This window comes from Chryseobacterium sp. C-71 (assembly GCF_020911865.1).
Lineage (GTDB): Bacteria > Bacteroidota > Bacteroidia > Flavobacteriales > Weeksellaceae > Chryseobacterium.
This window is the reverse complement of record NZ_CP087131.1, coordinates 3,966,734-3,993,141: the sequence shown is the minus strand read 5'-3', so window position 1 is coordinate 3,993,141 and position 26,408 is coordinate 3,966,734. Positions and strand designations below refer to the sequence as shown.

Genomic DNA, 26,408 nt, shown 5'->3' with positions numbered 1-26,408 from the left:
ATGGACGGCAATTACTACATGATTCACGATTATCTGATTTTCGTTGGAGTTTTTGCTATTTTCTTTTTCCTCACAGTAAGTATTTATTTGTTCAGTCAAAATCAAAGTTTCAGAAAGAGAAATACCAAACTTTCAGAAACCAATAAGTTAATTGAACAACGCTTGAATGAAGTTCAATTGGAGCACATCGGTACAAAACTGAATCCACATCTTTTTAAAAATATTTTAAATTCGGTACAGTCGCACGCTTATCAGACCTACATGTCACTCGATAAACTGGCGAATGTTCTGGATTATATTTTATACGAAAGCAACAACAAATTTGTAAGCCCAAAAGAGGAATTCAGCTTTGCTTTAAGCTTAATTGAAATTAATAAAATTAAAATCAATCCGCTTTTTGATTTCAGAATTAAATCTAAAATTGACAAGTCTGATATGATATACGAAGAAAAAGTTTTTGCACCGCTGATTTCTGTAGATTTAATTGAAAACGCCTTTAAACACACAGATTTTCTGGCTCAGGATTCTTTCATCGCCATTCACCTTGAGTTGGAAAACAGAATTTTCACAATGAAAGTCAGCAACAAAGCTTCGTTAAAAAATGTTCTGGAAAAAGAGCACAGTGGTTTTGGAAGTCAGTCTTTGGATCAACGTCTGAAAATGATTTACAACAATTTTTACACGCTTCAAAAAAACTCAAAAAACGGTATCTTCACAGCAGAATTAACAATCAATTTAGGCGAATTTTATGATAAAATGCGTTATTCTTGATGATGAACTGCTTGCTATAAGTTATCTAAAACTTTTGTGCGAACAGATTGACAATGTAGAAGTTGTAAAGGCTTTTAATGATCCTAAAATTTTCCTGAGCGAAATAAATTCCATCGATTGTAACCTCTGTATTTTAGATATTGAAATGCCGGGAATGACCGGACTTCAGGTCGCAGAATTAATCTCAGATTCAAAAAAAATCATCTTTACAACGGCTTACAAAGAATATGCAGCTGAAGCATTTGATTTGAATGTCGTTGACTACGTGCGTAAACCCATAAAAAAAGAAAGACTGATTCAGGCATTTGAAAAAGCGGCAGATCTCTTCAGTCATCTCCCACAAAAAGAATCCATCGAATGGAACAGCAACATCGGAAAATCAACCATATTTACACAGCAGATTGCTTATATTAAAACCTCAGAAATCGACAGTCGCGACAAAGATATTATCCTTAAAGACGGAACAACCATCGTGCTGAAAAATCTGAATTTCAAGTCGCTTTTAGAAATGTTGCCTTCAAAAGATTTTGCGCAGGTCAACAAAAAAGAAATCATCGCTTTATCATCCGTAAAAGTTTTGTCTACCAGTGAAATTATTACAACGATTCTCACTGAAAATGATCATTTTTTAAAATTACAGATCGGCGAAACTTATAAAAATTCGTTTATGGAAAGATTTGGGAAATAAGATTTTTCAGAATTATTATCTTCTTGAAAATACTTTAAAAAAAGCACTTCTACGGCTTGAAACAAATTTCATTACATTATTCTGTGCATTTGTTACATTTCAAGAAAAACACCTTTTAACAATCATTTATTTTTAGAACTTTGCTGCCAGATAAAATGATTATTGATTATGGGGAAATACAAAAATATTATCTTTTATATCAGTACCATCGCATTCTTTTCATGCCTGATGTACTGGTTTTTTATCGAAGGAAAAACATTAGAAATAGGAGAAAATATTGCTCCAAGTAAAGCGACAGGATCTACGATGTGGGAGAATTTCACCGATTCTTTTATGACGAATCTTCATCATCCTCTAGCACTTTTACTCGCACAAATTGTGACCATCATTCTTGTCGCAAAGCTATTTGGATGGATTTGTGTTAAACTAAAACAACCTTCCGTAATCGGTGAAATGATTGCCGGAATCGTGTTGGGACCTTCACTTTTCGGACTTTATTTTCCTGAACTTTCTGCATTTATTTTTCCTACAGAATCTCTTGGAAACTTACAATTTCTGAGTCAGATTGGCTTAATACTTTTCATGTACATTGTTGGGATGGAGCTAGATTTGAGTGTTTTACGTAAAAAAGCACACGATGCAGTAGTAATCAGCCATGCGAGTATCATTTTCCCTTTTGCTTTAGGAGTAGGACTTTCTTATTTTATTTATAAAGAATTTGCTCCTGCGGGAATTCAGTTCAGCTCATTTGCTTTGTTTATTGCCATTGCGATGAGTATCACAGCGTTTCCTGTTTTAGCAAGAATTGTTCAGGAAAGAAACCTTCATAAGACAAAAATAGGAACCGTTGTCATTACCTGTGCTGCTGCAGATGATATTACGGCGTGGTGTATTTTGGCAGCTGTGATTGCTGTTGTAAAAGCGGGATCGTTTTCAGGATCAGTATTCGTTATTTTGATGGCAATTTTATATGTTTTCATCATGATAAAAGCGGTAAGACCATTCTTGATCAGAATCGCTGAATCTCAAAAAGGTAAAGGATTTATCAGCAAACCGTTGGTAGCTGTGTTTTTCTTAATCTTAATTATTTCATCATACGCAACAGAAGTTATCGGTATTCACGCGCTTTTCGGAGCATTTATGGCAGGTGCCATCATGCCGGAAAATGTGAAGTTCAGAAATCTTTTCATTGAAAAAATTGAAGACGTTGCTTTGGTTTTATTGCTTCCATTATTCTTTGTATTTACAGGATTGCGTACTCAGATTGGTTTACTAAATGATCCTCACCTTTGGAAAATCGGTGGCTTCATTATCTTAACTGCCGTTACCGGAAAATTTGTAGGAAGTGCGCTGACTTCAAAATTCCTCAAAATGAGCTGGAAAGACAGTCTCACCATCGGAGCATTGATGAATACGAGAGGGCTTACAGAATTAATTGTGTTAAATATCGGTTATGATCTTGGAGTTTTAGGCCCGGAATTGTTTGCAATGTTAGTCATCATGGCATTATTCACCACTTTCATGACCGGTCCTTGCCTTGATCTTATCAATTATCTTTTTAGAGGAAAAAAATCGACAATGGACGATGAAGAACAGGAAAATGATGATGCAAAATATAAAGTTCTCTTATCTTTTGACACTGCCGAATCCGGAAGTACATTATTAAGATTAGCCGACAATTTCACTCACAAAATGAACGGAAACAAAAGCGTAACCGCAATGAATATCGCTCCGGTAGACGAACTGCACGCTTTTGATATTGAAAATTTCGAGAAAGAACAATTTAAAAAAGTAATCCAAACCTCAGATGAACTTCAGTTGGAAGTTACTACCCTTTTCAAAGCATCAACCGATATTGAAAGTGATCTCACAAGCATTTCAAACAAAGGAAATTACGATTTACTTTTAATCATGCTCGGGAAATCGATGTATGAAGGAAGTTTACTCGGAAGACTTTTAGGCTTTACCACAAAAATCATCAACCCTGAAAAATTACTGAATACTGTAAAAGGAAAAAGCTATATTTTTAACAATTCTCCTTTTGATGATTTCACCTTGCAGATTTTAGATAAAACAAATATTCCGGTGGGAGTCTTAGTTGAAAAAGGATTTACTTCAGCCGAAAAAGTATTTGTCCCGATTTTTAATTTAAGCGATTTTTATCTGCTTGAATATGCGAAAAGACTAATCAACAATAACAATTCGCAGATTATTATTTTGGATGTTGCAGGGCAAATCAGAAGTAATATTGAGGTAAAAGAGCTTATCAGAAGTATCGAACAGGTCGCACCTAATCACATTACTTTATACAACGAGAAAAAAATTGAGAAAGAATTTTTGAATGGACAAGATCTTATGCTGATCAGCAAAAAGAGCTGGCGAGGTCTTATCGACTCAAAAAGTCTTTGGCTGTCTGATATTCCTTCAACGTTGATTATCAGTAATCCTTAATTAATAATTGGTGCATTTTTAAATCTAAATTAAAAAAAATCATTACCTTCGCTTCGTGATTAACAAAAACAGAACATATTATTATAGAATTTTCAGCTCAGATCTGGGATAGAGATTCTTGTAATATAACTTAAAACCTCGTCCTCGGACGGGGTTTTTTATTTTTAAATTGAAATAAAATGAAAATAGGTATCATTGGAGTAGGATTGATTGGAGGCTCAATCGCATTAAAATTAAAAGAAAAAAAAGCAGCCGATTTCATCTACGGAATCGATAACAATACAGATAATCTAAAAGAAGCTTTGGCTTTAAACATCATCGATGAACAGGCAGATTTTGAATATGGAATTAAAAATTCAGATTTGATCATCATTGCGATTCCCGTGGATGCAGCTAGAAAAATTTTGCCAAAAGTTTTAGATATCATTTCAGAATCACAAACCGTGATGGATGTTGGTTCTACGAAAGCAGGAATTGTCAACTCGGTAAAAAATCATCCAAACCGATCAAGATTTGTCGCTTTCCACCCGATGTGGGGAACGGAAAATCATGGACCGAAATCTGCAATTGCAGAGAGTTTTTCGGGAAAAGCCGGAGTGATTTGCGATCGTGGAGATTCTGCTGAAGATGCTTTAAAATTGGTGCAAAATATCGTTGAGAACTTAGACATGCATATGATTTACATGAATGCTGAAGCACATGATCTTCACACTGCTTACATTTCACATATTTCGCACATCACCTCTTATGCGCTTGCCAATACGGTTTTGGAGAAAGAAAAGGAAGAGGAAACTATTTTTCAATTGGCAAGTTCTGGTTTTTCGAGTACTGTTCGTCTCGCAAAGTCTCATCCGGAAATGTGGGTTCCAATCTTTAAACAAAATAAAGAGAATGTCTTGGATGTTTTGAACGAGCATATTTCTCAATTAAAAAAATTCAAATCTGCTTTGGAAAAAGAGAATTATGAATATTTGGGCGAACTCATTGAAAATGCCAATAAAATAAGAGGTATTTTAGATAAGTAAACTTCATAATAATACTTTAAACTTCTTTCGGGAAGTTTTTTCACGTCAAATTTTACAAAAATTTTTAACTTTATTAAAAAATATTTTAACTTTATTAAAATTACTATTACTTTTACAGAAATAAAACTCAATGAAGTTACCCATTATTTGTCCGAGTTGCGATCACACCCTTCAGGTAAGTGAGATGAAATGCCCTGACTGTAAAACTGAAGTCAACGGAAATTATGAGCTTCCGGTACTTCTGAAATTGGCACGAGACGAGCAGGATTTCATTCTCAATTTTTTCCTTTCCAGCGGAAGTATCAAGGAAATGGCAAAACAAGCCGAACTCTCCTATCCGACCATGAGAAACAAAATGGACGATTTGATTGAAAAAATAAAAAGATTAAACGGTTAATAATAAACATCTACAAATGAAAAATATACCTGCAAGAATTGGTTGGGAATTGATAATTCCAATTTTTCTGATTATTTTGTTGCCGATTTCTCTGGATGTGAAAAATGGAAATTGGGAAATAGTTTTAGTGCCCTGTGGAATTTTCGGAACCATTATATTATTGATGCTGACGATTCGATATAATATTGATGCTGAGTTTTTGTATGTGAAAAATTCAATTTTCGGAACTACAAAAATCAAGATAAACGACATTTACAAAATAGAAAAAACCGGAAATATGATTTCTTCCCCTGCTCCCAGCATTATCGGAAGAGTTGAAATTTATTTCAGAAACGAAAGCATCATTATATCTCCTAAAAACTTCAGTGATTTTGAAAATGATTTGCTTAAAATAAATCCCAACATTACTGTAAAAAAATAAAACATGACCTGGAAAACTATTTTTAATCCTTTTTTGAAGTTTGATGAAAAGAAACTTTTAATCGTCGGAATCCTCGCTTTCGGACTTAATATTTTAGGCTCATATTATGCAGACAGTATTAACGACAGCATCTTTCATTATTCAACTCTGACTGATGACGAAGGAATTTTGGATGTTTTAAAAACCAACTGCTTAAGCTATCTTTTAGCAATTGGAGTTATTTTTATTTTGGCTAAAATATTTAACAGCAAAACAAGATTCATTGATATTTTAAATACGGTAATCATTTCACAAATCCCATTGATGATTATGATTCCTGTCAGTGGATTGCCTTTTTACAAAGAAGCTTTAGAAAATCTATCAAAAAATTTTGACAAACCTGAAAATATTCCAATTTTTGATATGACATTGGTTAGCATTTTGGGATTTATATCATTAATTCTTTTGATATACAGCATTGTTCTTTATTACAATGGTTTCAAAACTGCAACTAATATCAAGAAATGGCAACATATTGTAATTTTCGCATTTGTTTCACTTTTAATTACAATCATTAGCCAAATTATACTTTAATATAAATTTAAAAGCATGAAAACCAAACTATTACTCGTGTTGATTTTATTAGCACAGACTTTTTACGCCCAAGAAATCACAGGCTCATGGAAAGGAGAACTTGATCTTGGCGGGATGACTCTCCCATTAATTCTCGACGTTACGAAAGAGAACAACAGCTATGTTTCGACAGCAAAAAGCCCAAAACAGGGTAATCAAATCATTAACGTTGACAAAACTGAATTCATCAATAACGAATTGGTTTTTGAAATGAGAGCATTGAATGCGTCTTATAAAGGACAATTTAAAGCCGACCATTTTGAGGGAACTTTTTCGCAAAATTCAAAATCATTTCCGTTAAGCCTTTATAAAAATGATAGCAAAGAAAAACCTGCACCAAAAGTTTTAATATCAAAAGACATAAAAAAAGCAGGAATTAACACCGCCAAAATTGATGATTTTCTAAACTATATTACCCAAAACAAAGAAGGAATCGGAAGCATCACTCTCTTCAAAGACGGAAAAGAAATCTACCAGAAAAACTTCGGGCAAGACCAATTACCCAATGTAAAATGGGATTCTAATACAGGTTACCAAATAGGCTCAGTCAGTAAACTTTTTACTGCAATTATGCTGATGCAATTGGAGGAAAAAGGAAAGCTAAGCCTTAAGGATAAACTTTCAAAATATTATCCTGATGCCCCTAATGCCAATAAAATTACTTTAGAACATATCATGAATCACACTAGCGGATTGGGAGATTATGTCAGCTCATGGTTATTTGGAAAATCTGTTGGTGACAAAGCAATTCTTGACACAATAAGAAAACACGGAGTTGAGTTTCAACCGGGAGAGAAAGAAAGATACTCAAATTCGGGTTACTATCTATTAAGCAGAATCCTAGAGGATGTTTCTAAGAAACCGTACAATGTTTTATTGAAAGAAAATATCACTAGTAAGGCCAATATGAAAAACACTTTTTCGGTTTTAGATAAGCAAAAAAACATCTTCAAATCGTACGAAAACACCACCGGAAAATGGATGGAGATAGAAGATTTTGATTTCCGTAACTGTATTGGTTTGGGAGACATTACTTCTACAACCCATGATTTGAGCTTATTCATTAATGCTTTATTTGATTATAAATTTATCAAAAAAGAAACATTAGACAGAATGCTTCCGAAAGGTGAAAAACCATTTGGGTTGGGCGTAATGAGAGTGCCATTTTACAATAAAATTTCTTACGGACATGGTGGTGATACTGCCGGAACCCACACACTTGTTTCTTATAGCCCGACTGAAAACTATTCAATCGCAACAGTTATTAACGGTGAAAAATTATCGCACAGACAAATATTTTTAGGAATCGCAAATCTCATTTACGACCAGAAATATGAATATCCAAAATTCACAGAACTAAAAAAAATCTCCGAAAAAGAATTGCAAAAATATGAAGGTAATTATTATTCAAAAGAAACTAAGTTGGACTTTAAAATCTTCATAAAAGAAGAAATCCTTTTTGCCCAGTTGACAGACCAACCATCATTTCCCTTAGAATATGTTGAAGGAAATACATTTAAATATGATAATGCCGGTGTAGAAATTATTTTTTCTCCGGAAAACAAACAACTCAGCCTTATCCAAAACGGAAATACACTTGTTTTTGACAAGAAGTAAAACAACCCTATAAAAAGATGCGGACGTTTTAAGTGAAACGTCCGCATCTTTTACAACTATATCTTTATTTTAGCACTCCGGAACATTCACCGCAATTGCCAAACCGCCTTCAGAAGTTTCCTTGAAACGGTCATTCATTGACAACGCAGTTTCCCACATGGTCTGAATCACCTGATCTAAACTTACCTTTGCTTTTGTAGGATCACTTTCAAGAGCAATATTCGCTGCAGTAATTGCTTTTATTGCACCCATTGTATTTCTTTCAATACAAGGAATCTGCACCAAGCCTTTAATCGGATCACACGTTAATCCTAAATGATGTTCCATTGCAATCTCTGCTGCCATCAATACCTGGCCGACACTTCCACCTGATATTTCGGTTAAACCTGCCGCAGCCATCGCTGATGACACCCCTATCTCCGCCTGACAGCCGCCCATCGCTGCTGAGATGGTGGCATTTTTCTTAAATAAGGTTCCGATTTCTCCTGCAACCAATAAAAATCTCACAATGTCATCGTCACTTGTAAACGGTGTAAACGCCTGCGCATACATTAAAACTGCAGGAATCACTCCACTCGCCCCATTGGTTGGCGCCGTGATGATACGTCCGAAACTTGCGTTCTCTTCATTCACCGCCAATGCAAAACAGGCAATCCATTTATTAATATTGGTGAAGTTTTCTTCGGCATCAACAACCTGCTGAAACCATTCGTCTTTATTTTTGTAAATCTGTTCGCCCAATAATTTCCGGTTCATTCCTGCAGCACGGCGAGTAACATTGAGTCCACCAGGCAAAATACCTTCTTTATTGACGCCTTTATAAATACATTCTTTGATGTTTTCCCAGATATTCAGAGCTTCTTTCCTTGTCTCTTCCTGTGTTCTCCAGCTTTCTTCATTGATTAATATTAGATCTGACATTTTATCAAAACCTAATTTCTCGCAATATTTTACGATATCTGAACCGTGATGACAAGGATATATCGTACGAACACACTGTTTCTCAATCGAATTTTTTTCCTGGCTAGCGATAAATCCACCGCCTACAGAATAAAAATCCTGAACGAGCTCTGTACCGTCTTCAAAAATTGCCTTAAAAATCATTCCGTTGGGATGAAAATCTAAGGATTTAGACATATTCAGAACCAAATGATGCCCGTAAACAAAAGGAATTTCTTTTTCCCCGCCTAAATTGAGAATCTCAGACGTTTTGATATGATGAACTATTTCGTCGATCTTTGAAGTATTGATGGTTTTAAAATCTTCACCATTTAAACCCAACATTCCGGCGATATCAGTACCATGACCGATTCCCGTTTTTGCCAGTGAACCGAAGAATTCTAGAAAAACTTCTTTCACCTCAGCGATTGACCTCTCTCTTTTTATAATTCTGATAAATGCCGAAGCAGCATTCCAAGGTCCCATCGTGTGCGAGCTGGAAGGCCCAATTCCTACTTTTATAATCTCAAAAACCGATATAGATTCCATACGTGATTTTCATTTTCATGAAGAGCAAATATACACGATAAATTCTAAAGAAATGAAATGTCAGAAATGGTTTATCACTAAATCTAAAACAAACAAATCTACCATTTTATAAACGTCTCTTAAACTCTGCACAAACTACGCAGCCCGACTTGAACGGAGCTCTTTTTGCCGTAGCGAAGCGGAGGCAAAAAAGCGGGACTCCTTCGACAAGCTCAAGATAAATTACAGGCGGATAAAACTGCCCTAATAAAAATCACTATAATAAAAACTAAACTACCATTTCAGGCTTTCTTCATGCTGAGACATATCCAATCCTATATTTTCTGACTCCTCAGAAACTCTGAGCGTGATAATTCTGTTGGTTATTTTGTACAATAGTAATGACCCAAAAAATGTGAATACAGAAACCAAAACCAAAGCAATCATGTGATGGATAAAAACTCCGATTCCGCCGTGAAGAAGACTTGCATTTTCACCGTGAGCAAAGATTGCGGTCAAAATCATTCCCATAATTCCTCCTACTCCATGACAGGCAAAAACGTCTAAAGTATCGTCGATTTTCTTTAATGCTTTCCAGTTCATCATGAGATTAGAAACGATCGCAGCCGCAAATCCTATAAAAAGACTTTCTTGGATGGAAACAAAGCCACAAGCAGGAGTAATGGCCACCAAACCTACGACAGCACCGATACAGGCTCCCAAAGCAGAAACTTTCCTTCCGTTGATTCTGTCAAAAAAGATCCATGTCATCATTGCGGAAGCAGAGGCAATCGTTGTCGTTCCGAAAGCAATTGCTGCCGTCGCATTGGCACTTAAAGCCGAGCCTGCGTTAAAACCAAACCAGCCAAACCAAAGCATTCCTGTTCCTAAAATGACATATGGAATATTTGAAGGTTCATGATGCGGATTTTTTCTTCGTCCCAAAACAATCGCACCCGCCAAAGCTGCAAAACCTGCACTCATATGAACCACGGTTCCACCTGCAAAATCTTTAACTCCGAAAAATTTATTTAAAAGCCCTTCAGGATGCCAAACCATGTGACAGAGCGGCGTATAGATGAAAAGACTGAACAAAACCATGAAAACCAGGTACGAAATAAATCGAACTCTCTCCGCAAATGAACCCGTAATCAAAGCAGGTGTAATTACCGCAAATTTCATTTGAAACAATGCAAATAAGATGAAAGGAATCGTAGAAGCCATTGTTTTGTGAGGATAAACGCTCACATGATTGAAAAACGGATAAGTAAAAGGATTTCCGATGATTCCGTAATGTTCGCCTTCGATTTCAAAACCGATAGAATCTCCGAAAGACAGTGAGAAACCGACAACAATCCACAAAATAGAAATAACTCCCAATGCAATAAAGCTCTGCAGCATCGTAGAAATCATATTTTTCTTTCCCACCATTCCGCCGTAGAAAAATGAAAGCCCGGGAGTCATGAGAAGAACAAGTCCGGCAGCAGCTAAAATCCATGCTACATCTGAACCAACAATACTTTCTTCGCCTAAAAAATCTCCGGTGTTCGGAAAATCAACGCTGGGCTTCCAAAATAGTCCGCCAATGGCTACCAAAGAAATTATTATAAATGAAACTTTCCATTTTAAACCAACTTTCATAGAATTTAATTTTTAAAAGGTATTTGAAATAACTTAATTTAAGTTTCAAAAGCTATTTCATTATTTTTTCAATTCAACCCCTACAAAATTAAATATAAATTTTAATAAATCAATATTAAAACAAATTAACCCCAATAAAAATTAGGGTTAATTTTAAATTTAAATGAAAATTTCATTCAACAGCGTTGAAACTTCTTTATATTTGGTTGCGGGAAAAAGATGGGTTCCGCCTTTGATGACATAATTGGGTTTTGAATTTTTAATCGGAAAAACAATATCCCGATCTCCCAAAATCTGAATAACATTTGGGTTTTCTTCAAATTTCCACTCTGAAATTCTTTCGACAGACCATTTCAGATAATATGGATCTCTCACCTGAAAATATTCAATAACTTTCGGGTTTTTCGGATCAAAAAACTTTCTTAATCTCGTATAAAAAACAGAGGTCTGATCATTGAAAAGACGAATCGGTAAATATTTTGGAATTTTTGTAACCTCACCCATTTTTATCAATCGGGATTTTTCTTTATCAGATTTTATACTTCCCATAATGACTACTTTTTCGGCAGGCTTCAATTTATTCAACTCCTGCACCATGATTCCGCCAAATGAATATCCCAATAAGTAGAACGGTTCGGTAGTATCTATTTTCTCAGCCATTCTGTTGACGTAATCTGCAAAACTTTCATCCAACTCAGGAATCATCCAATCAATGAAGACGATTTCATGCTGTTCGGGGAATTTTAGTTTTTCTAAAACCTTAAAATCTGCACCCAAGCCACTTACTACATATATTTTCATTTGTTTTTTTAAATTTTAATTTAAATCAAACTGCCTTCTTTAAACGTAAAGCTCGCTAATTTTTTTTTAATAACTAACTGTTTTTAAGCTTTTTAAAATATTTAAAGCGAAAACCGACAAATTAATCTGCCGGTTATTTTTTAACATCAATTATTATTAAAATATTATACTAGGGGTGTTGCTGCATTTTTGCAGGGTCATCATAATTGACCATCCAATTGATGCCAAACTGATCGGTGAACATTCCAAAATAAGCACCCCAGAAAGTATCCGAAAGAGGCATGGTAACTTGTCCGCCTTGAGATAAACCGTTGAATAATTTATCTGCTTCTTCTTTAGAATCTGCATTGATCGAAACTGAAAAATTGTTTCCCACTTTCAGACTTGAAGCCCATTCTCCGCCAGTGTCGCTTCCCATCAATACTGTTTCTTTAGAAATCGGAAGGGTAACGTGCATAATTTTGTCTTTTTCTTCTTCAGGCATTTCTTTTCCTTCCTGCGGAGGCATTTCACCAAAAGTTCCGATGTATGGAAATTCACCACCGAAGACTGATTTGTAAAATTCAAATGCCTGTCTGCAATTTCCGTTAAATGTAAGATAAACGTTTACTGTTGCCATAATTTTTATTTATTTTTTTTGTGTTTATTGTTTTTGGTTGATAACTGATAGTTGATAGTGAAAATATTTATTCCATTACTTATTAATCATTACCCATTTTAACTATCTATGTTGGTCTATCAAAATCATATTTCCGTCAGGATCTTTCAGGAAAATATGTTCGGGACCGGAAGTTGTTTCGTCGGCTTCTTTTTCTAATGCAATCTGATGTTCTTTCAGATGTCTCTGAATTTCTCTTACATCATCAAAGGCCTCAAGATTTTGAGCGTTCTCGTCCCAACCCGGATTGAAGGTCAGCATATTTCCGTCAAACATTGCCTGGAAAAGTCCAATCAATGTACTTCCGTTTTTCATGATCAAATAATTGCTTTCCATACTTCCGCCCATTTGGGTGAAGCCTAGTTTTTCGTAAAAATCTTTAGACTTTGCTAAATCTTTTACGCTTAAGCTGATGGAGAATGCTCCTAATTTCATATTTTAATTTTGATGTTATTTTATAACGCTATGAGCGCAAAGGTTTTCTAATGCTTTTTGTTTATTTTTTGTTCGCAAAGGCATTTCATTCAGCTAAGGCTTAGCGTTTTTTAAACCTACTTTTTGCTTAAAGCCAATCTATATCCCACTAAAACCAATCCCCAAACCAAGATTCCTAAAACCCAAAACCAGATTGGAGTTGGCAAAACAACCATATTGTAAATTGTAAAAGAAAGGAAAATAACTCCGCAAATAATTGCTGCTGTAGGTTTTCCGTTTTTTGCAATTTTTGTAGAAATAAAACCCGAAACCAAAGCTCCCAAAGCATATCCCACAATGACCATAAACTTTCCTAAGAACGGTAAATTTTCAATATATGATTTGAAAGCTTCCATATCATTAGCCTTCATCCCGGCAGGATAAGGATGCAAAATATGATTGAGCGTTTCTACTCCCCAAACACAAACAGAACCGGCAATAATTCCCGCAATAACTCCTAAAATAGTTCTTAACATGATTATTTGTTTTTTAAATTGGTTTTAAAATCTAAAGTTCCGTCATAGCTTTTCCAGTTTCCGGTAAATTCGATGTTGGGATTTTCTATTTTCTCCGTTTTTTTGTTCCATTGAAATGTATACACAAACTTCCCTGTGAACACCCCGGAATGTTTTCCTTTATTTTCCTCAACCAATTCATAATCACCAAAAACCACTCCTCTTTTCTTACCGTCTTTGTATTTGGTGATGGTTAATTTACCTTCATATTTCGAAGTATTATTGTCAACCACAGAATATCCTGAAACAAAATATTCCTGATCATTTTTTTTATTCTGTTCAGAAATTTCTATTTTAAGTTTAATGGTTTCATTTTCATTGCCAATTGTTCCGGTGTAGGGCTTTGACTGATTCAGCCAAACATTTGAAATATTCGGCATTTGAGCAAAAACAAAATTGGATGCGAGAACGAGAATAAGTAAAAGTTTTTTCATTGTAGTTTTTATTTAAATATCACTTTGGAGATGTCGGTATGATAAAAATTAGCAAACCAAAAATCGGCTTTTTTTCCACTTTCAAAGTTTTCAAACACTCCTTTAAAGGTTGTATTGGAAGATTTATTGACGCTATTCATTTTTTTTGTTGTCTGAATTCTAAACTTACCTTTAAAAACCCCATCATCAATACCGGGCTGAGTTCCGTTTAATTGAAAATCACCGAAAACTAACATGAGATCAGATGAATCTTTTACATTAAATACATAATTAAAAGTGAGTTTCCCTGAACACGTCAAAGTTTTTCCATTCAATGTGTATACTCCTTTTACCAGATAATTTTCCGGTTTTTTGGAATCTTTTACCACTGATAAAAATTTGACATCTATTTTCCCGGCATTCATTTCACCTTCAAAACCCAATTTTTCATTAAGAATTACTCTGCTGAAATCTTCATTTTTTAAGGGAAAATCATTAGACTGAGCATAGAAAGTAAAAAATGGAAACAGTAAAAATAAAATTGTTTTCATGTTAAAATACTAAACTCCAAACTGAGATAAATGGTGATTCAAATGTTTTGCAAACATATTGTTCCACTCATCAGAAGTTAGTTTACCAAAAGAAAAAGATTCTTTCTCATGAAAAGCCGACGCTCCCAATTGTTGTGTTTTTTGGATAAAACCAATTAATCTTTTTTTCTCATCATCGAAATTTCTTCTTCCTGTGATCACAAACTGCGGTGCCGTCGGAGAATCTCTAGGGTAAGCTTTATCGCCAACCACTTTAGACTTCACAAATGTCTTTAAGATAAATTTTGCGATAGTTCCCGGTTTTTTATGCTTTTCCGGTTCATACACCATTTCGTAAGTGATGCAACAATGCGCCAGCATCTGGTCAACCGTCATTCTGCCCCACAAACCGTGTGTATCTTCCACTAAATTATTTATTCTATTGATATAATTCTGAGCGTCTTTCGCATCAAATACGTTTTCCATAGTTTATCAAATTGTATATAAACAAATATAATATTATTTCGGATGATTTTGAAAATTGTTTTTGGCCGTCTATTGTGAATTATTAAATGATTATTTTATCAAATTGCAACAAAAACTCCCCACAAAAATCTGTGAGGAGCTGATTATTTTAAGGTAATTTAGATCTATTTCTGAACTGCTTTTTTCATTGCAGCATCGGGACGCAAGATTCTGTAACGGACTTCCAAATCTTTTGGAACATAAAAAACCAAAGGCAATTTGCTGTTGTATCTCACAATTTCCGGTTGCAGAGAAACAAATTTCTTCGTCTTTTTCTGATCCGGACACCCCATTAAAGTTCCGCCCGTTTCACCGTTGGATTCCACTTCGTAATAGTTATAACCCCAACCTTGTAAATCTTGGGTAGTAACTTTTCCCATTAAAAAATGTTTGTTACAATCTAGTAATTTTTCAACCCCTACAAAAAATTCTACTTTCAAATCGCTTTCATTTTTTGCAACCGGCAATTGAATATAAACCTGCTTAAATCCTTCTTTAGCTTTTGGGAACATATCAATCTGAAGTTTTTCAAATTTTTCTGTTTTCTTTTGAGCTGAAATATTTCCGATAAAAAACATCATTAAAACGGCAGATATAGCTTTTAAAAATTTCATAATTAATGTATTTAAAAATTATCAATTCCTTACAGTCAAAAACTATTCCACAATTTCCACGTTTGTCCCTTTCGTATGGGCATTCATCTGCGGTGCATAATAGTTTTGTATGGTAGTAATTCCGTTTGAGAATTTCCCGGCTGCATTCGCAACATAATCATATTCAAAAACATATTTCCCTTTCGGCATATACTGAATATAGAAATTAGTAGACGCATCTTTTGTCGACTGGTAATATCCTAAATTATTCTTCCATTGATAACCAGAAAGTACATCTAAGGGCTCGAATCCTGCAGCTCGCATATCTTTAATGTGAATAAATTCCATTGCACGATCTGTGTTTAAAATCATTCTCACGGTAACTTTATCCCCTACTTTTAAAGGAGTTTCAGAAGAAATTTTCTGTAATTCTTCCCCATTTACCGTTTTTATTTTTTTGTATAATTCTTTAGTAACCGAAATATAATTCTCAGAAGATTTTATTTTATCTAAATTCTCATAATATTGCCAGAATAATCCACCTTGAACAATTCCTGCGCCAGGTTTTGTAACGGTAACTGTTGCTAAGTTTTTATCTAAATTATCCGTTTTGACTGTAGATTTCACATAACCTGTTGCTTGAGTTTCCGGTTTCAATTCTTTTCCACCCCAAACGATGGTTGCTTTATCGCTTTCTGCAGAAATCCATGATTTTCCTGCATTTAAAATCGTAAAGATCACTTCCGAAGTTCCTCTTGAGCTTCCCCAAGAATTAACTTCCTTCTGTGTAATCAACCAGATTTTCATGTCTTCAATGAATTTCTGATCGTTTGGTTTTAATTTATTGAAAGCCTCCAAAGCTCCTGCATGATTCACCACTTTTGAACTAAACCAGCCCCAATCATCAAGATTCTGTTTCCAATAAACACCTTGAGTTTTGGAGTCTACAGAAGTTTCTTTTAAATAGTTCAATAACTTATCTGAAACATCTTTCAAACTATAATCATTCATCAATAAAGCAGCTCTGTGCAAGCCAAAAAAAGTAAAATCTGTAATTTTTGCCGTCTTTGCTTTTTGTTTTACCAAAGATTTCAAAGTTGCACCATTTCCTTTTAACGGATATTGTTTTTCCCAATAATTTCGGGTATCAAGATAATCAAGCGTCCAATTTGTCCAAATGTTTTTTTCTTTAACATCCGAATATTTATTGATCTCATTATCTACATATTGAACCAACTTCGCCACCAATTCTTTTTGTTCTGAAGACTGATAATCTTTCACATTGTCTTTTAACCAAACATTTATTTTTCCTAAGTTTTTAAGAATATAGAGCGACGTTCCATAAGAACTCGGATAACCTTGATACCAAGAGAAACCACCATCCGGATTTTGCAATTTTTTGAAATCATTCCAATCCTGATTGATTGAATTCTTCATCGTATTTGCATCAAATAATAAAGCGAATTTCGTCATTTGTTCAACTTCATTCCTACTTTCTAAAATCCACGGAGTTTCATCCAATAATAATTGTTTCAGTTCCTGATTTTTTTCAAGATTTGAATTTAGTATTCCTGCATCCTGATATTGTTCGAAGATTGTTTTAATCTTCGGATTTGCTTTAAAAATTTCCGAAGCCAAAACATCAGCAAACCATTTATTAAAAATCACATCCGCAGAATTATTCTGATCATTTTTCAGACTTGGAAGCGCAAACATGATTTCCCATATCGGATTCGTCGTTAATTCCAAAGTATTTGAAACGTTAGAAATCGTTGTCGAAGTGGCATTTTTAAGATTTTCCAGTTCAAAAGTTTTTGTTTCACCTTCTTTCACAAAAATCGGAAGTGCATCTGTTACCAACATTCTGTTTGGCAAAATTGCAATTGCTTTTTGTTCACCATCTGAATATTGACCAGCTTTCGCAACCACTTTTAAAATGATTGATGAAACATTGTTCGGAACTTTTATCTTCCAAGTCAATGCTGAGTTTCCGTTTTCATCTAATGAAAAAGATTGTTCTTTATTATAACCGGAAACTGCAGTCAACGAACTCAAACCAAATTTCTCAGAAATATCTTCGTTTGTGAAAGCATCTAGAATTTGCAGTTGCGCAGAACCGTTTAACTTTTTGCTTGTCAAATTAGAAAGTTTTGACTGTAAATTCAGTTCGTCACCTTCTCTCAAAAATCTTGGATAATTTGGTGTAACTGAAAATTCTTTTTGGGTCACCACTTCTTTTTCCAATGTCGCTGCTCTTGCATCTTTTGTATGAGCCAAGAACATTAATTTCCATTTTGTCAAAGCTTCGGGAGAGGTAAATTCGAAGTTGACGTTTCCTTCGGAATCTGTTTTTAAATCGGGATAGAAAAATGCGGTTTCGTTGAGATTTTGACGGACTGGGACTTCATCTAATCTATTTCTTACTGATTGACCATTAATTTTAATTAAATTTCCATCTTTATCACGTTCTTCTACATCAGAATAAACCGTCGTTTCAGATGCAGTTGCATCTTTGGCTCTTGTTTGTGTTTTGTTATACCCTAAAACTACAACTTCTTCAACTCTATTTTCATGCGCAATCGCTGGAGCTGGAGCAACACTATCATTCACTGAAAGTCCTGCAGCTTCACCTTGCAAAGAATTTAGAAAACTAAAGCGATCAAACCAATTAAATTGTGGAACATCTACATATTTTCCATTAAAATATTGCATTCTTCTCTGATAATTTTTCTGAGATAAATATTCTCTGATATCATAAGAGCTAATAATTGAATACGGCATATAAAGTTTTTCCCAACCAAAAGTATTCACCGCAAACTTATCCAAAGACATATCATACATATTCGCTAAAACCTCTGCATTAACTTTCTCTTTTTCATTTCCTAAAACTTTAATTGACCATTTTTCTTTCGAATTTGGTTCAATTTTATCTCTGAAAGTAATGGTTTCAATTTTTAAAGTTTCTTCTGTGTTTTTGATTTTTAAACTAACTGTTTCAGTCTGAACATCATTAAATGCAACCAACTGAAACTGAATATTCAAACTATTTATATTTTTATCTCTCGGAACTTCAAGTTCATATTCTAAAACTCCATTTTTAAACTGATGAGTTTCAGAAATTGTTTTTCCTAAACCGTTCTGCACAAAAACATTCACCATAGCATTCGGAACTGATGAATAAGCATACATTTTAGCTTTTTCACCTCTCAAAACATCATCTTTCGGACCTAAAACTGAAAGAAAAGTTTTCTGACCATTTTGTAATAATTTTTTATCCCAAACTTTAAAATTTTGTACCGATTTTATCGTGTCTTTACCTTCAATATTGTATAATTCCAGTTTGTAGTCTCCCGAATCAAGCTTTCCAAGATCTAAAGATTCTGTGTTTCGTTTTTCACCATTGAGAATGACAGATGATACTTTCCAGTTTTCTAACTGATCATTTTTATCGTATAAATCATGTGGAAATTTGCTGATAAATTCTTCTTTTGAAAGTTTCGGTAAATTTTGAACTTCATCTTTAAAATTATCTCTGAAAATTCTTTGCGGAGCTTCCAGTTTTGATAATTTCACCTGATATGATTTTTTAAGGTTTTGTTCGTTGTAATTTTTAGTTTCAACTTTCAATTTTACATTTTCACCCGCAAAAATATTATTGAGATTATCCGTTTTGATGTAATGAGAAACCGACGCTACTTTTAAATCTGTATTGGCAGTCTGTGTTTCACCATTAATATCGGTAACCGAAGCATTGATTTGATAATTATCAATCTGAATTCCCTCTAATTTGTCATCTTTTTTCAGGTCTAATTTGATAGTGAATTCACCTTTTTCATTGGTTTTTGCTTCACCAAGAATAGAGTTTTCATTTTCGTAATTATTCGGATACCATGGAAAATATCTCCAGCGAATATTCTGTTTTCTGATTTCATAATTTACATTGGTATTGCTTAGAGCGACACCCGAAAACATCATTGCTTTACCTTTTATCTCAATGATTTCTCCATACTTATATTCATCTTTTACAGGCTCAAAAGTCACTTCAAATTTCGGACGTTTGTATTCTTCAACATTAAAATTTTTATAACCATCCGTTCCACCATCTGTTGAAAGAGTGAAATTTCCGTTCAATTTTCCTTTTGGTAAAATAAAACTTCCGTGATAAGAACCAAACTCATTGGTCGTAAAATTCTGAACAGAAACTTCCTGATTGTTGGCATCTTTTAAAGTAATTTTTTGTTTTAAACCCGAAGCAACGCCCTCAATTTCTTTATCAATTTTTGTATTGATCACCTTAAAATAAACCGTTTGTCCGGGTCTGTAAATTGCTCTGTCTGTGAAAATTTGAGCTTTGGTTCTGGTTTGTTTATTCGGATTGTACTCTTCCCGATTGTTGTAGCCATACATTTGCAAGATTTGGAAATCATTAGTTTTCGGCTGTTGCACTAAAATCGTTCGGTAATATTCTTTATTTTCAGTTGCAGGAAGTTTAAAAATACCTTTATCATCTGTTTTTCCTTCAACTTTATTTAAAGTTTCATTCTGAAGAAATTCATAAAATGAAAGATTTTCATTAAAAACAGGTTTTCCGTTTTCGGAACTGACTAATTTTAATTCATTTAAAAGCAGATTTTTTTCACTTTTATTATGATAAATAATCTTATGATTTGAGACTAAAAAATAAAAATTCTGACCGTCATTTTCATCACTTTTTACGCCGGGAACTTGGTATTCTGCAACATAAATTCCAGAAGGAAGCGGCTTTATTTCTAATGAAGTTTTATGAAACTGATAATCTTTCGGATCATTTAATTGAAAAACTTCTTTTCTCACCAAAATCTTCTTCACTTTCGAAAAAGTATTGTTATAAGAATTCTTTGAATATTGCATAAACGACAACCAATTATCTTTCACTTCATAAATATTCACAGAAAATTCGGTCACATTTTTAAATTCTGCAACCAAATGAATGGGTAAATTTGGCTGAGTCTGCTCTTCATATTTAATACTTAAAAAAGGATTTACAATCTGATTTTCCTTGTTTTTAATATTATCAATAAAAGGAGATTTTGGATATTGACTTTTTATAGAATTGGCAAACTGTATGGCTTCTTTTTCTTTATTTTTTAGAACCAATTCATCTATTATTTCTTCTGCAACCAAAACCTTGTAATCCCCTTCAACATTTGATTTCATTAAACTTTGAAGTTGCTCCAATTTGTCTTTGCATGAATTGAAATTACAGTTTTCAGATAATTTCTGATGCATAAAATACAGTTTTGAATTTCCGCTATTTTGAACAATTAATTCATCAAAAATTGTATTGATAGAATTTCTGTTTTCCGCTAATTCGTTTTTTGTAAATAAACCGTTATCAGACAGAAAACTTACTTTTTTCAGCGAATACCAATCCAGCAAACTTGGGAAATAACTGATATTTTCTGAGTTAGAAAAAACGTCTTTATATTTTACCAAAGCAACTTTCTTCATTGCCTGATTCTGCTGGTCTAATTCTTTGAAATTTTTATTCAAATAATTTTTAAAATCAAGTTTGCTCCAAGTTTCAATTTGCGCAACATCTTGAGAATTTATATTTGTTCTTCCATCAATTTCCCACGAATGATTGTTATAATAATCCATCAAAAAACCGGAAAGCAAAACTTTATAAACCAATTGATCATCACCTTTCAATTGTTTTTCTACAGATTGAAGTTTTATAAAAAATTTAGATTCAGAATCATTCTTTTCATCATCGGTTGTCTGATTCACCAGACTGAATTCTGCTCTCAGAGAACGAATCAATTGAAGTGCATTATTTTCTTTCATAGCTTGTTTTTGAATTTCTAAAACAATCGGAAGATTCGATTTGTACGTTCCTTTTTTTGAATTTTCTTGTATTTTCCCCCATTGTGTATCGTAATATTTCTGAGCAAAAACCCCTGAAAAATTGGATAGAAATAGGATGAGGAACAAAATCTTGGAAAATCTTAGCATAAGTGTTATTTTTGATAAATGAATTTCTTAAAAGTACTGAAAAAATCTGTCATAGACAGCCAACTTTACGTATCCTTAATGGGAACTCTTTTTGCGGTTTTTTTCATGCTTGAGCAAAACACATTCCGTTTTCCGACGGTTTTTCTCATCTTCATAACGTATTTCAGCGGTTATCTGTATACAAAATATCAAAAAACAAAATATTTCTACAGAATATTGATTCTGAATTTCTTTGCCGGACTCATTTCAGCAGCTTTAATTATTTTCAATCATAATGAAATACGGTTATTAAAATGGTTCATCATTGTGGTTTTAGGTTTACTTTACAACAGTTTTTTTCTTGAAACTTATATCCGGAGAATTCCTTTTCTGAAAGTTTTTTATGTGGGTTTAGTTTGGGCATTAATGAATTGCTGGTTAACATTACCCGAATTTGACTTACCCATTTTTTTAATAAGTTTTTTCTTTATCACAGCATTGGTTTTACCTTTCGACATTCGTGATATGAAAAGTGATACTGTACAGACTTTCCCAAAATTAATTGGAGTACAAAACACAAAATATCTTGCTTATTCATTGGTGTTTATAGCATGTATTTTATCTATTTTTTATTTAAAAACTGAATTTTCTGTTAGCTTTTTCTTAACCTTAATCTTTACCTTCATCTTCATTTATTTTTCGGAAAACAAAAGACAAGATGTATATTTTTCTTTTGGGATTGAAACTTGTTCGGCATTACCTTTTTTATTTTCACTAATAATGAAGTATTTTTGACAAATGATTATTAAGAAGCTTTCTTTATACAATTTCAAAAATCATTCAGAAAAAAAGTTTGAGTTTTCGCCCCAAATCAACTGTTTTGTGGGAAATAACGGTGCCGGAAAAACCAATATTCTCGATGCTCTGCACTACCTTTCTGTAGGAAAAAGCTTCCTGGGGAATACCGATACCAACAATATCAAAAAAGACGAAGATTTCTTCACTATTAATGCTGAAATTCAAAATGAGGACAGCGAGGACAGTATTAAAATCTCCCAGCCCAAAGAAGCAAAGAAAGTCATTAAAAAAAATGACAAAAGCTATGATCGAATGGCAGATCACATCGGTTATTTACCTAGTGTGATGATCTCTCCTTATGATTCAAATTTAATTTCTGATTCGGGGGAAAGTCGTAGAAAGTTTCTGGATTCTATGATTTCTCAGACAGATTCGGGATATCTTTTTGATTTGATTCAGTATCAAAAAACGATTCAGCAGCGAAATGCTTTGCTGAAATATTTTGCAAAAAACAGAACTTGGGACAGAGATTCATTGGAAATTTATGATGACCCGATTACAAAATCCGGCACCAAAATATTTGAAAAAAGAAGAGAATTTGTTGCTAAACTCAATCCTATCGTTCAGAATTTTTATCAAATCATTTCCGGTGGAAAAGAAACCGTATCCGTAATTTATGAATCTCATTTAATGGAAGGCTTCGACGCTTCTCAGCCTGACAAAAAATTCCGTGACCTTTTAACAGAAAGTTTAGAACGTGACAGAATGCTTACTTACACTTCAAAAGGAATCCACAAAGATGATTTGCTTTTTGAAATGGACGCTGTTCTCATTAAAAAAATTGGTTCGCAGGGACAACAAAAATCGTTTTTAATTTCTTTAAAACTCGCTCAAATGAGTCTGGTAAAAGAGCTAACCGGAAAAACGCCGATTCTTTTATTGGATGATATTTTTGATAAATTAGATGACACTCGTGTTGCTCAGTTGATAAAACTAGTGAATCAGGAAAGTTTCGGACAGATTTTTATTACAGATACGCATAGAGAACGTACGGAAAGTGTGGTGAAGAAGATTAACGAGGAAAGTATCATTTTTGAAATTTAATTTCCCACAGATGACACAGATTTTCACAGAATTATGAAAAAAATATTTACCCTTTTTTTACTTACTTTTTCGCTAATTTCTTTTGGACAGAAGAAATTTTCGATGAACGAGATTATGAATAGTTATCCTTTTAATAAAACAACTAAAGTTAAAATTATCTCGTACAATACTGATTTTGTGAGTGAATTCCCTACCCCTTTACCACCTATAGGAAAGGGTGGTGATTCTTCAATGATAAAAAAAATAATTGCTGAACAAACTTTTCCCATTAAATTAGAAAACATTTTAGGAAATGAAAATCTGGACGGAATTAAGGAAACCAAAACACTTAATTTAGAAGAAACTTTTGAATTATCAAAACTACTCTATAACACTTGCGGTAAATTCTTAAATGACCGACGCGAAGCTAATAAGTGTTTTTTTCCTAGAAATGCCATACTATTTTTTGACGAAAATGATAGAGTCTTTGAAATTCTCGAAATATGTTTTGATTGTTACAGAATGGAGTTTAATTCAGAAAAATCATTAGAAATAAATGGAATGTGTGATAATTTTTATCTTAAATTAGAAAACTTTTATAATTCTAAAGGATTAATAACAAAACATAAAGGCTTCAATAATGAAACGAAATAAGAAAAGAGAATTCCAATCCTCAGAACTGGTAAAATCTTTTGCCAGAATTTATGGTTTTGAAAATAAATTAGTTGCTTTTGAAATCAAAGATTTTCTTGAAGATTATCTGGATGAAAGTCTTTTTAACGAAATTGAAAGTGTGAATATTGAAGATAAGACAATTCTCATTAAGATTGATTCTCCTATCCTCAGGAATGACTTTCAAATGCGAAAAAGCTTTTATCTAAAAAAGTTTCAGGATAAATTTGGGGAAGAAAAATTTACTGATCTTCAGATTTTGTAGGAATTGTATTTTGCATCATATTAGACGTTTTATGATCAAAAGTAGAACGTAGTGGTATGAAAAACTTCAACGGATTTTTTAAAAAATATTTGAAAATTTCTTTATAAATTTCACTCACTTCACCAAAATTCAGCTTTCGTGATCTAAACGCCAAAAACATAGACAAGCTGAAACTCACCAAAAAGTTGAAGAAACCAATGATGAAAACCGTAAGTAACGCAATCCAAAAAGTGTAAGAATCTACGTTAAAATCTTTTCCGTACAAGCCTAATGCAAAGTTTCCTGCAGCAAAAGTAATGTGACGAATATCGAGATCTAATCCGAAGAACAAACCAATAGGAGCTGTAGTTCCAAGAAATACACCAAACCAGAAATTGGAAACAATTCCTGCCCAGTTTTTTGCGTAATATTTTGAAAGGCTTTTGGCAAATTTTGCCCCAAAAACTCTTTTAATCGACTGATTTTTTGCAATTCTATCCGGAATTTGAAAAAAGATTGAATTATTCCCAATGTTCCCTGAAATAATCCCTGAAATGAAAAGATAAAAACCTGCAATACTCGCATGGAGAATGGCTTTAGAATTAAATGGATCTAAATCTTTCAATAATTTTTCTGATTTTTCAACCGCCAGATTTTGAGAGAAAAACACATCTAACCCATAAATAATTGCCATCGCAACCGGAAAAGCCAATAAAACGTTCCCGACAAAAGCAATAAACTGACTTCTGAATAATTTGGAAACCAAATCAGCAAATTCAGTATTGTTTCTTTTCGAATTTCCCTGTTCAGAAAGAACTTTAGTCATCGTTGCAGCGGTCATTGCGGGCTGTTTTGTTGCCAATGTAAAACCCATAAGGTAAATCATCACAAATCCCATGGCATAATTTAACGAGTATAAAAATGCATGGAAAAAGTCGCTTCCCGGCATGAAACCGTATAACATTTTTAAAACGCACAACGCCCCAACGATGATCCCACCACCACTCGCTTTGTAAAACATTTTCATGTACTGCTTGCGGTTTGAGGTGATGTAATGACTTCCCGTTTCGGCAGTATGATTTGTAATGAGATGAGAAATCATTCTCGTGCTGTCGTTGAAAAGTTCAGAGATGTTATTTTTATGAGATTTATAACTCAAAATATTAAACATCAATTGTTTAGATCTAATAATAACATCTGCGTCATTATCAATCACCAACAATTGTACAATCTCATAAATTCTTTGGGTCTGTTGACGAATTTTTAAAAGTGCCTGATTAATTTTCCCTGAAATACCATACTTCGATGAATTTTTAAATGCGATATTGACAAAATCAAGGCATTGCTCAGTGTAAATTTTAATCTGTTTGTATCTGCTGTCTTTAGAAGTTAGTTGGATGTCCGGATTGATTTTAAACTCTTCAGCCAACGTTTCAAGTTCTTTTTGTAATGCTAAAAAAGGGTTGTCAAAATTTCTGTACTCGGGAGCCATTCTCACGACCTCAACATCCAAAGCCATCCCGGTAACACGCCATGAGAGAATATTCATCGAGAAAATAAGTTCTCTTTTGACTTTCGGTTTTTGAATGAAATCTGAAATTCCTAAAATCTCTAAAAACTCATCCATCTCATTTTCCGGAAGATTATGAAGATATTGGAGATCTTTTTTGGGTCTGAAACTGATATTGTCGACCATGTACCAAACCGTTTTTTCATTTTCTACGGGTGGCAAAACTTTATTTAGAATTCGTTTCTTAAGTTCAGGAAAAAAGGCATTTTCAGATAAAATATTAGCTTCTGTCAGTGATAAATTGAAGGGTCTGCCTTTAAAAATATTATGAATGTAGTGGCTGAAATTTTCAGTCAAGTTAGAATTTGCCTTAAAACAATTCAGAACGTCGGTAAAATCGGCTTTCTTTATACTTTCCAAAAACTCCGCAAGAGGTTCCAGAGAAAGGGTTTCATTCTTAAAAGAAAAATATTTTTTAAGAACAGATTCAAAATTTTTTGTACTAGTACTGAGAAATTTCATTAGTACA

Annotated in this window: 24 protein-coding genes; 12 read left to right on the top strand and 12 right to left on the bottom strand. The window is 33.6% G+C overall.

Translation table 11 applies throughout. The annotated features are described in order from the left end of the window. The 8 genes from LNP04_RS18490 to LNP04_RS18455 all read left to right on the top strand — a co-directional run bounded on the left by LNP04_RS18490 (position 1) and on the right by LNP04_RS18455 (position 7,982). On the top strand, positions 1 to 771 hold the full coding sequence (locus LNP04_RS18490; RefSeq protein ID WP_229984350.1) for a histidine kinase: 771 nt from the start codon (positions 1 to 3) through the stop codon (positions 769 to 771). Next, a complete protein-coding gene (locus LNP04_RS18485) occupies positions 749 to 1,459 on the top strand; it encodes a LytTR family DNA-binding domain-containing protein (RefSeq protein WP_229984349.1) in 711 nt (236 codons plus the stop codon). Before LNP04_RS18490 ends, LNP04_RS18485 begins: the two co-directional genes overlap by 23 nt. A 168-nt stretch (positions 1,460 to 1,627) precedes the next feature. After that, positions 1,628 to 3,910 carry a cation:proton antiporter gene (locus LNP04_RS18480; protein WP_229984347.1) on the top strand — a complete coding sequence of 761 codons (2,283 nt, stop codon included), beginning with the start codon at positions 1,628 to 1,630 and terminating at the stop codon, positions 3,908 to 3,910. Positions 3,911 to 4,089: 179 nt separating this feature from the next. Continuing rightward, a complete protein-coding gene (locus tag LNP04_RS18475; RefSeq protein ID WP_229984346.1) occupies positions 4,090 to 4,935 on the top strand; it encodes a prephenate dehydrogenase in 846 nt (281 codons plus the stop codon). Between the two features lie 130 nt (positions 4,936 to 5,065). Then, positions 5,066 to 5,332, top strand: coding sequence for a DUF2089 family protein (locus LNP04_RS18470; RefSeq protein ID WP_229984345.1), 267 nt, complete (start codon positions 5,066 to 5,068; stop codon positions 5,330 to 5,332). 16 nt (positions 5,333 to 5,348) lie between these two features. Beyond that, positions 5,349 to 5,753, top strand: a complete 405-nt coding sequence (locus LNP04_RS18465; protein ID WP_229984344.1) for a PH domain-containing protein — start codon at positions 5,349 to 5,351, stop codon at positions 5,751 to 5,753. Between the two features lie 3 nt (positions 5,754 to 5,756). Next, positions 5,757 to 6,326, top strand: coding sequence for a Yip1 family protein (locus LNP04_RS18460; protein WP_229984343.1), 570 nt, complete (start codon positions 5,757 to 5,759; stop codon positions 6,324 to 6,326). A 15-nt stretch (positions 6,327 to 6,341) separates the two neighbouring features. Beyond that, positions 6,342 to 7,982 carry a serine hydrolase gene (locus tag LNP04_RS18455; RefSeq protein ID WP_229984342.1) on the top strand — a complete coding sequence of 547 codons (1,641 nt, stop codon included), beginning with the start codon at positions 6,342 to 6,344 and terminating at the stop codon, positions 7,980 to 7,982. Positions 7,983 to 8,051: 69 nt separating this feature from the next. Here the strand turns inward: LNP04_RS18455 and LNP04_RS18450 are convergent, their stop codons facing one another. From LNP04_RS18450 to LNP04_RS18400, 11 genes are all read right to left on the bottom strand, one after another. Continuing rightward, positions 8,052 to 9,470, bottom strand: a complete 1,419-nt coding sequence (locus LNP04_RS18450) for an L-serine ammonia-lyase (RefSeq protein WP_229984341.1) — start codon at positions 9,468 to 9,470, stop codon at positions 8,052 to 8,054. Positions 9,471 to 9,743: 273 nt separating this feature from the next. Beyond that, positions 9,744 to 11,090 carry an ammonium transporter gene (locus tag LNP04_RS18445; RefSeq protein ID WP_229984340.1) on the bottom strand — a complete coding sequence of 449 codons (1,347 nt, stop codon included), beginning with the start codon at positions 11,088 to 11,090 and terminating at the stop codon, positions 9,744 to 9,746. A 159-nt stretch (positions 11,091 to 11,249) separates the two neighbouring features. Then, the gene (locus tag LNP04_RS18440) at positions 11,250 to 11,891 is read right to left on the bottom strand and encodes an alpha/beta hydrolase (RefSeq protein ID WP_229984339.1); all 642 of its coding nucleotides are present in this window, start codon (positions 11,889 to 11,891) and stop codon (positions 11,250 to 11,252) included. Between the two features lie 169 nt (positions 11,892 to 12,060). Next, the gene (locus tag LNP04_RS18435; RefSeq protein WP_229984338.1) at positions 12,061 to 12,510 is read right to left on the bottom strand and encodes a VOC family protein; all 450 of its coding nucleotides are present in this window, start codon (positions 12,508 to 12,510) and stop codon (positions 12,061 to 12,063) included. 102 nt (positions 12,511 to 12,612) lie between these two features. Further along, entirely contained in the window at positions 12,613 to 12,984 is a 372-nt protein-coding gene (locus LNP04_RS18430; RefSeq protein ID WP_229984337.1) for a VOC family protein, read from the bottom strand. A 116-nt stretch (positions 12,985 to 13,100) separates the two neighbouring features. After that, complete coding sequence (locus LNP04_RS18425) at positions 13,101 to 13,499, bottom strand: hypothetical protein (protein ID WP_229984336.1); 399 nt, start codon at positions 13,497 to 13,499, stop codon at positions 13,101 to 13,103. A gap of 2 nt (positions 13,500 to 13,501) precedes the next feature. After that, a complete protein-coding gene (locus tag LNP04_RS18420) occupies positions 13,502 to 13,972 on the bottom strand; it encodes a hypothetical protein (RefSeq protein ID WP_229984335.1) in 471 nt (156 codons plus the stop codon). Positions 13,973 to 13,980: 8 nt separating this feature from the next. After that, a complete protein-coding gene (locus LNP04_RS18415) occupies positions 13,981 to 14,502 on the bottom strand; it encodes a hypothetical protein (protein WP_229984334.1) in 522 nt (173 codons plus the stop codon). A 9-nt stretch (positions 14,503 to 14,511) separates the two neighbouring features. Beyond that, positions 14,512 to 14,967: a DUF1569 domain-containing protein gene (locus LNP04_RS18410; RefSeq protein WP_229984333.1), complete on the bottom strand. Its 456-nt coding sequence runs from the start codon at positions 14,965 to 14,967 to the stop codon at positions 14,512 to 14,514. 164 nt (positions 14,968 to 15,131) lie between these two features. Next, the gene (gene eco / locus LNP04_RS18405; RefSeq protein WP_229984332.1) at positions 15,132 to 15,620 is read right to left on the bottom strand and encodes a serine protease inhibitor ecotin; all 489 of its coding nucleotides are present in this window, start codon (positions 15,618 to 15,620) and stop codon (positions 15,132 to 15,134) included. A gap of 42 nt (positions 15,621 to 15,662) precedes the next feature. Next, positions 15,663 to 21,593 (bottom strand): alpha-2-macroglobulin, encoded by a 5,931-nt coding sequence (locus LNP04_RS18400; protein WP_229984331.1) that lies wholly within the window; start codon positions 21,591 to 21,593, stop codon positions 15,663 to 15,665. An 18-nt stretch (positions 21,594 to 21,611) separates the two neighbouring features. Between LNP04_RS18400 and LNP04_RS18395 the strand changes: the two genes are divergently transcribed. Genes LNP04_RS18395 through LNP04_RS18380 form a run of 4 tightly spaced genes read left to right on the top strand, consistent with a single transcriptional unit; the run spans position 21,612 to position 24,390 of the window. Next, on the top strand, positions 21,612 to 22,367 hold the full coding sequence (locus LNP04_RS18395; RefSeq protein ID WP_229984330.1) for a hypothetical protein: 756 nt from the start codon (positions 21,612 to 21,614) through the stop codon (positions 22,365 to 22,367). Between the two features lie 3 nt (positions 22,368 to 22,370). Further along, entirely contained in the window at positions 22,371 to 23,474 is a 1,104-nt protein-coding gene (recF, locus tag LNP04_RS18390) for a DNA replication/repair protein RecF (RefSeq protein ID WP_229984329.1), read from the top strand. Between the two features lie 33 nt (positions 23,475 to 23,507). After that, positions 23,508 to 24,107: a hypothetical protein gene (locus LNP04_RS18385; protein WP_229984328.1), complete on the top strand. Its 600-nt coding sequence runs from the start codon at positions 23,508 to 23,510 to the stop codon at positions 24,105 to 24,107. Further along, positions 24,094 to 24,390, top strand: a complete 297-nt coding sequence (locus LNP04_RS18380; protein WP_229984327.1) for a hypothetical protein — start codon at positions 24,094 to 24,096, stop codon at positions 24,388 to 24,390. Before LNP04_RS18385 ends, LNP04_RS18380 begins: the two co-directional genes overlap by 14 nt. Here LNP04_RS18380 and LNP04_RS18375 read toward each other — a convergent pair. Further along, positions 24,368 to 26,401, bottom strand: coding sequence for a site-specific recombinase (locus LNP04_RS18375; protein ID WP_229984326.1), 2,034 nt, complete (start codon positions 26,399 to 26,401; stop codon positions 24,368 to 24,370). The two genes, LNP04_RS18380 and LNP04_RS18375, sit on opposite strands and share 23 nt — an antisense overlap. Positions 26,402 to 26,408 lie beyond the last annotated feature (7 nt).

Excerpts from the sequence above, each read along its gene's own strand:
- recF (WP_229984329.1), top strand. The coding sequence starts at position 22,371 with ATGATTATTAAGAAGCTTTCTTTATACAATTTCAAAAATCATTCAGAA.
- eco (WP_229984332.1), bottom strand. The coding sequence starts at position 15,620 with ATGAAATTTTTAAAAGCTATATCTGCCGTTTTAATGATGTTTTTTATC.
- LNP04_RS18470 (WP_229984345.1), top strand. The coding sequence starts at position 5,066 with ATGAAGTTACCCATTATTTGTCCGAGTTGCGATCACACCCTTCAGGTA.
- LNP04_RS18415 (WP_229984334.1), bottom strand. The coding sequence starts at position 14,502 with ATGAAAACAATTTTATTTTTACTGTTTCCATTTTTTACTTTCTATGCT.
- LNP04_RS18385 (WP_229984328.1), top strand. The coding sequence starts at position 23,508 with ATGAAAAAAATATTTACCCTTTTTTTACTTACTTTTTCGCTAATTTCT.
- LNP04_RS18445 (WP_229984340.1), bottom strand. The coding sequence starts at position 11,090 with ATGAAAGTTGGTTTAAAATGGAAAGTTTCATTTATAATAATTTCTTTG.
- LNP04_RS18450 (WP_229984341.1), bottom strand. The coding sequence starts at position 9,470 with ATGGAATCTATATCGGTTTTTGAGATTATAAAAGTAGGAATTGGGCCT.
- LNP04_RS18420 (WP_229984335.1), bottom strand. The coding sequence starts at position 13,972 with ATGAAAAAACTTTTACTTATTCTCGTTCTCGCATCCAATTTTGTTTTT.
- LNP04_RS18485 (WP_229984349.1), top strand. The coding sequence starts at position 749 with ATGATAAAATGCGTTATTCTTGATGATGAACTGCTTGCTATAAGTTAT.
- LNP04_RS18375 (WP_229984326.1), bottom strand. The coding sequence starts at position 26,401 with ATGAAATTTCTCAGTACTAGTACAAAAAATTTTGAATCTGTTCTTAAA.
- LNP04_RS18410 (WP_229984333.1), bottom strand. The coding sequence starts at position 14,967 with ATGGAAAACGTATTTGATGCGAAAGACGCTCAGAATTATATCAATAGA.
- LNP04_RS18440 (WP_229984339.1), bottom strand. The coding sequence starts at position 11,891 with ATGAAAATATATGTAGTAAGTGGCTTGGGTGCAGATTTTAAGGTTTTA.
- LNP04_RS18490 (WP_229984350.1), top strand. The coding sequence starts at position 1 with ATGGACGGCAATTACTACATGATTCACGATTATCTGATTTTCGTTGGA.
- LNP04_RS18475 (WP_229984346.1), top strand. The coding sequence starts at position 4,090 with ATGAAAATAGGTATCATTGGAGTAGGATTGATTGGAGGCTCAATCGCA.
- LNP04_RS18465 (WP_229984344.1), top strand. The coding sequence starts at position 5,349 with ATGAAAAATATACCTGCAAGAATTGGTTGGGAATTGATAATTCCAATT.
- LNP04_RS18460 (WP_229984343.1), top strand. The coding sequence starts at position 5,757 with ATGACCTGGAAAACTATTTTTAATCCTTTTTTGAAGTTTGATGAAAAG.
- LNP04_RS18455 (WP_229984342.1), top strand. The coding sequence starts at position 6,342 with ATGAAAACCAAACTATTACTCGTGTTGATTTTATTAGCACAGACTTTT.
- LNP04_RS18380 (WP_229984327.1), top strand. The coding sequence starts at position 24,094 with ATGAAACGAAATAAGAAAAGAGAATTCCAATCCTCAGAACTGGTAAAA.
- LNP04_RS18400 (WP_229984331.1), bottom strand. The coding sequence starts at position 21,593 with ATGCTAAGATTTTCCAAGATTTTGTTCCTCATCCTATTTCTATCCAAT.
- LNP04_RS18395 (WP_229984330.1), top strand. The coding sequence starts at position 21,612 with ATGAATTTCTTAAAAGTACTGAAAAAATCTGTCATAGACAGCCAACTT.
- LNP04_RS18430 (WP_229984337.1), bottom strand. The coding sequence starts at position 12,984 with ATGAAATTAGGAGCATTCTCCATCAGCTTAAGCGTAAAAGATTTAGCA.
- LNP04_RS18435 (WP_229984338.1), bottom strand. The coding sequence starts at position 12,510 with ATGGCAACAGTAAACGTTTATCTTACATTTAACGGAAATTGCAGACAG.
- LNP04_RS18425 (WP_229984336.1), bottom strand. The coding sequence starts at position 13,499 with ATGTTAAGAACTATTTTAGGAGTTATTGCGGGAATTATTGCCGGTTCT.
- LNP04_RS18480 (WP_229984347.1), top strand. The coding sequence starts at position 1,628 with ATGGGGAAATACAAAAATATTATCTTTTATATCAGTACCATCGCATTC.